This is a genomic window from Chondromyces apiculatus DSM 436 (assembly GCF_000601485.1).
Taxonomy (GTDB): Bacteria; Myxococcota_A; Polyangia; order Polyangiales; family Polyangiaceae; genus Chondromyces; species Chondromyces apiculatus.
This window is the reverse complement of record NZ_ASRX01000150.1, coordinates 1-5,131: the sequence shown is the minus strand read 5'-3', so window position 1 is coordinate 5,131 and position 5,131 is coordinate 1. Positions and strand designations below refer to the sequence as shown.

Here is a 5,131-nt window from a genome sequence, read left to right as displayed (position 1 = left end):
GTGAGTTTCCGGTCAGGTATCCGGTTCCCTGGTAAGGGAAGAGCCTCACACATTCTTGAGGGCGCACCAGCTCATCTTGGTGGTAAACCGGGGCATGGGCATGGTCCCGGCCGCAACTTGCCTGAGGGTGCGTTCCCCGACACATGGACAGACGAGCAAGTTATTGCGGCTATTGAGCGTGTGGCCAACTCGCCGAATTCGAGCTGGATGATGACGAAAGGACCTGGACAAGGGACTTTGAGCCGCGGTGGACCGCTTCCGGGAGCTGCTAGCACCACGAGCGGCGGGCAGCCCGTTCGATACTCTGTAAGGGGACAAGATCATGGCCTCAACATCGAAGTAATTGTCGAGCCGACTGGCGAGGGAATCATTACCGGCTACAACAAGGGACGCTGGTGACACTTGAGCAGATTGCAACGGAAGTAAGTGAGATACTTGTCTCTCTTGGCGATGAACTGCCCGAGTTCGATCGTAGTAACGTGGCCCGATTCATAAAATATAACGAACATGAGCTTGCTCTGGACACCCTGTGCGCGCAGCTGTGTGAACGGGGGGTGGTGCCCACCAGCACGGTGCGTCAACGACTCATGGATCTGGTTGCTGAAATGGGCATGGATGTAGCGCTTTACCAAAGGATTGTTCCACAGCCGAAGCCGGAAAGCTGCTGACCTATCTTGCGGGCTCTTCTGACAGATCTGTGGGTGCGTAGACTGGCCAGGCGATGGAGATCGCGGCGCAGGCATTCGCGTAGGGAGCGGGGACGGGCTCAGTGACCAGAGAGCTTCGTGGGTCGCGATGAGGCGGCTTTGAGGGAGGCCTTCTGGCGCCAGGAGTCGGCGTCGATGTCGAAGGCGTGGCAGTGCTGGGCGAAGCGGTCGACGAGGGCGCCGATGCAGTCTGCGCGCGCGTCCGGGCCCGGGTCTGCGCTCGGGTCCGGCCCCGGGTCTGCGCTGGCGCGCTGGGTCGGCCCTGTGCGTTTCGCAGCGTCAGGGTTGTTGCAGGCAGGTCACCACCTCGGCGCAGGAGGGGCGTTTGGCGCAGTCGAGCTTGAACTTCTCCGGCTCCTTCAGGCAGGCGAGGAGAGGGTCGTCGGGGGTGGCGCGGTTGGTGACGATCTGGCAGGCGCTGAGGCGGGCGCAGGCGGCGGCGGCTTTGCCGGAGCCGGGGAGGTCTTTGCTCGGGTCGATGGGACGGAAGGCGGCCACCTGGGCGCCGAGGCCCGGCATGGAGCCGCAGAGGACCTGGGGGCGGCTGGAGCGGACGAGGGTCTTGTGCATGGCCGCGAGGTGGTTGCAGGTGGCGGCGTCGCCGCAGCGGGCGATGAGGGCGTAGCCGTCGTTGTACGCGTGAGCCGCGATGTAGACCTCGCCAGCGGTGGTCGATTCGTGATCGACGAGGCGGAAGCGCTGGTCCGCGAGCAGGGCCTGTCTGCTGTTGGAGTAGGCGTAGGCGGGACCGAAGCTCTGCGAGACCGAGGAGAGGATCACGGAGGGGGAGCCGCAGTCGCCGGAGATGGGCTCGATGAGCGTGAGGTCGTAGCCGGTCACCAGCTCGGGGGCGCGCTTGTCCTGGCAGGCCGTCGCGGTGCTCCCCAGCGTGAGCAGGACCAGGGCTGTGAACGTCGCTCTCTGCATGTCCGGACTCCCTTTCATGGCGAACAGGGAGGCTCGCATGGAGATCGGCCGGGCAGCGACGGGAATCCTGCGGGGACAGGCGCCTACAGCGCGGTGCCGCCCGCGGCGCGGGAGAGGGCGCGGTCGACGGCGCCGGGGCTGAAGCCGACCAGGATCTGGCCGCGGACGTCGAGGACCGGGATGCTGCCGCCGCGCTGGTTCACGCGGGCGAGCTTTTCGCGCATCTCGGCGGCGGCGGCGGGGTTCTCTTCGATGTCCTTCATGATGACGGCGACGCCCTTGCGGCGGAGGTAGGCCTCGGCGTCGTGGCAGGGTTTGCACCAGGAGGCGCCGTAGACGATGACGCTGACGCCCTGCGCGGTGGGGCCGGCGCCGGGGGCCGCTCCGCCAGAAGGTGAGGGGGCGACGGGAGGGGGCGGGGGCGGGGCGAGCGCGGCGATCTGCGCGGCGCGGCGCTTCTCCAGCAGGGCTTCCCACTCGCGGCGGGGCATGGTCTTGACGACGTAGGTGTCGGCCTCGGCTTTCTGGGTGAGGTCGGCGACGTAGAACATGTCGCGGGTGCCGTCTTCGCGGTCGGAGAGGATGACGCGGACGAGCTTCTTGCCCTCGGCCGGGACGTCGGCGGGCTTCATGGTGACGTGGGTCTCGCCCTTGTCGTCGATCCACGTGAGGAGGAGGTTCGGGGTGTCGTCGCGCAGCTCGACCCTGGGAAGCTCGGTGATGAGCGAGATGGGTGAGGTGCCGTCGTCGCTCTTGGTGCTGCAACCAGCGCCCGCGAGCAGGGCTGTCAGGGCTGTCAGGGCTGTCAGGGCTGACAGGGCTGACAGGCGCAGCGCGCGGGTCCGGGCGATCCTCCCCCGAGGCGCGTTCACCCGGCACCTCCGAGGGAGGCGAGTTCCTCGCTGAGGGTCATCCACTCGGTCATGGCGGCGTCGACGCGCTTGGTGAGGGCCTGCTCTTCGGTGGCCTTCCTGGCGAGCTTGGCCCAGTCGCCGCCAGGGTCTTGCTTGAGGGCTTCGCGCAAGGTCTCCAGCTCGGCTTCGCCGGAGGCGATCTGGGTCTCCAGCTCCTTGACGCGCTTGCGCTTGCGCTCGAGGGCGCGGGCCGCGGCTTTGTCGGCCTCGAAGGCGCGCTTGCGGGCGATGGGATCGTCGGAGGCCGCGGGCGAGGCGGCGGCGGTGGAGGCGGTGGAGGCGCTGGAGGCGCTGGAGGCTGCGGGCGCGGTGGGGCGGGTGGAGCTGCTGCGGCGGACGGCGCGGGCTCCCCTGGACTCGGGGCCGCGGCGGGAGGCGTCGCGCTCGTCGCGCTCGTCGCGTTCGGCTTCGGCCTCGGCAGCGGCGCGGCGGTCGAGGGCGTCGCGCCAGTCCTTGAAGCCGCCAGGGTAGACGTCGACGTGGGCTTCGTGGACGGAGAGGATGCGGGTGGTGACCTTCTCCAGGAAGCGGCGGTCGTGGGAGATGAGGACGACGGTGCCCTCGAAGCCGACGAGGGCCTCTTCGAGGATCTCGGCGGCAGGGATGTCGAGGTGGTTGGTGGGCTCGTCGAGGAAGAGGAGGTTTCGGGGTTCGAGGAGGAGCTTGCCGAGGGCGAGGCGGCTGCGTTCGCCGCCAGAGAAGCCGTTGACGCGGCGGAGGGCGTCGTCGCCGTAGAAGCGGAAGCGGGCGAGGTACTGGCGCGCGACGTCGACGTTCATGTCGGGTCGGACGCTGCGGATCTCTTCGACGGCGGTCTTGGAGGGGTCGAGGGAGCCGAGGTGCTGGTCGAAGTAGCCTTCGTTGAGGTTGGTGCCGCGCTTGACCTCGCCCTGGTCCTCGGGGGCGCCCTGGCCAGCGAGGATCTTGAGGAGGGTGGTCTTGCCGGAGCCGTTGGGGCCGACGATGCCGAGGCGGTCGCCGCGGCGGAGGAGGAGCTCGACGTCGGAGAAGAGGACGCGGCCGCCGCGGGAGGCGGCGACGTCGTGGACGTCGAGGACGATGTCGCCGGTGCGGGGGGCAGGGGCGAAGCGGAAGGCGACCTTCTCGGCGAGGGCCCAGACGTCTTCGGGGCGGTCGAGGACGTCGAGCTTGTCGAGCATCTTGCGGCGGCTCTGGGCCTGCTTGGTCTTCTGGCCGGCGATGTTGCGGCGGATGAAGTCCTCGGTCTTGGAGATCATGTCCTGCTGGCGCTCGACCAGTTCGCGCTCGCGGGCGAGGTCCTCTTCGCGGGCGACGGCGTAGTCGCTGTACTTGAGGGGGTAGGTGCGGAAGCTCTTGGTGCCGAGCTCCATGGTGTGAGGGCAGACGGCGTCCATGAAGGCGCGGTCGTGGCTGACGATGAGCATGGCGCTGGTCATGCCGACGAGGTGGCGTTCGAGCCAGGCGATGGTCTCGATGTCGAGGTGGTTGGTGGGCTCGTCGAGGAGGAGGAGGTCGGGTTCCAGGGCGAGGACGACGCCGAGCTGGAGGCGGCCGCGTTCGCCGCCGGAGAGGCTGGTGACGGGGCGGTCCATGTCCTTGGCGTGGAAGCCGAGGTGGCCGGCGATCATCTCGACGCGGCGTTCGAGGTCGTCGCCGCCAGAGAGGTGGTAGCGGTCGGTGAGGTCGGAGAGGCGGGCGAGGGCTTCGTCGGAGCCGCTGGCCGCGGCGTGCTGGGCGTCGGTGAGGGCGTGGCGGAGGTCGAGGACCTCGGTGAAGCCGGCGAGGAAGGCATCCATGACGGTGCCGTCGCTGGTGAGTTCGTGAGACTGGCGGAAGAAGGCGACGCGGACGCCCTTGCGGACGACGACCTGGCCTTCGTCAGGAGGCATTTCGCGGCCGATGAGCCGCATCAGGGTGGACTTGCCAGCGCCGTTGGGGGCGACGAGGGCGGCGCGCTGTCCCTGTTCGAGAGAGAAGGTGATGCCCTGGAAGAGGCGGCGTGCGCCGTACCCAAAGCCGACATCGGCGACCTGCAAGACGGTCATGGCGGGTGCTTCTTAGCATGGGGCGCGCAGGGACAAAGCGCGGGGGGAAGGGGGCGGACGGAAGGGCGGAGGGAGGCGTGGTGGAGGCTCAGAAAGAGACTCAGAAACTCCGGAGTTTGGCGAGGCGGGACGCGGCCTCAGCCATGCGGCGGGGCTCGGCGACGCGGCGGGCGCGCCAGAGGAGGTTGTGGGGGGTGACGGTGGGGGGGACGAAGGGGACGACGGTGGTTTCGTAGCCGGCGGCTTCGAGGCGGAGGGTGCGCTCGGCGTCGATGAGGCCGGTGATGAGGCGGCGGCGGACCTCGGCATGGCGAGGGACGCCGAGGGCGTCGGCGCGGGCCTCTGCCGTGGGAGAGAAGGGGACGGCGCCGGCGTAGCAGCAAGGGACGAGGAAGAGCCAGCGGGCGCGGCGCGCGACGGCGAGGTCGAGGATGCGGTCGGAGGCGGGGCCGCAGGCGTGGAGGGCGACGACGAGGTCGGGGTCGGAGGGCCAGAGGGTGAGGTCGGCGACGTCGCCCTGGGAGACGGTGATGGAGGGGGCGGGGGGAGAGGGGGC

Annotated in this window: 6 protein-coding genes; 2 read left to right on the top strand and 4 right to left on the bottom strand. The window is 69.1% G+C overall.

Annotation, left to right across the window (positions count from 1 at the left end):
* Both CAP_RS55995 and CAP_RS51755 read left to right on the top strand, forming a co-directional pair.
* On the top strand, positions 1-399 hold the full coding sequence (locus tag CAP_RS55995) for an EndoU domain-containing protein (protein ID WP_081865859.1): 399 nt from the start codon (positions 1-3) through the stop codon (positions 397-399).
* Positions 396-668 carry a MafI family immunity protein gene (locus CAP_RS51755; RefSeq protein WP_197041598.1) on the top strand — a complete coding sequence of 91 codons (273 nt, stop codon included), beginning with the start codon at positions 396-398 and terminating at the stop codon, positions 666-668. The genes CAP_RS55995 and CAP_RS51755 overlap by 4 nt, the downstream gene beginning before the upstream one ends.
* A 318-nt stretch (positions 669-986) precedes the next feature.
* On the opposite strand, the gene CAP_RS43110 is transcribed toward CAP_RS51755, so the two are convergent.
* The 4 genes from CAP_RS43110 to CAP_RS43095 all read right to left on the bottom strand — a co-directional run.
* A complete protein-coding gene (locus CAP_RS43110) occupies positions 987-1,634 on the bottom strand; it encodes a hypothetical protein (RefSeq protein WP_156041688.1) in 648 nt (215 codons plus the stop codon).
* Between the two features lie 83 nt (positions 1,635-1,717).
* The gene (locus CAP_RS49565) at positions 1,718-2,506 is read right to left on the bottom strand and encodes a glutaredoxin family protein (RefSeq protein ID WP_231512036.1); all 789 of its coding nucleotides are present in this window, start codon (positions 2,504-2,506) and stop codon (positions 1,718-1,720) included.
* The gene (locus tag CAP_RS43100) at positions 2,503-4,575 is read right to left on the bottom strand and encodes an ABC-F family ATP-binding cassette domain-containing protein (protein ID WP_044252587.1); all 2,073 of its coding nucleotides are present in this window, start codon (positions 4,573-4,575) and stop codon (positions 2,503-2,505) included. Before CAP_RS43100 ends, CAP_RS49565 begins: the two co-directional genes overlap by 4 nt.
* Before the next feature lie 100 nt (positions 4,576-4,675).
* A partial coding sequence (locus CAP_RS43095; RefSeq protein WP_044252584.1) for a methyltransferase occupies positions 4,676-5,131 on the bottom strand: 456 nt, incomplete at its 5' end.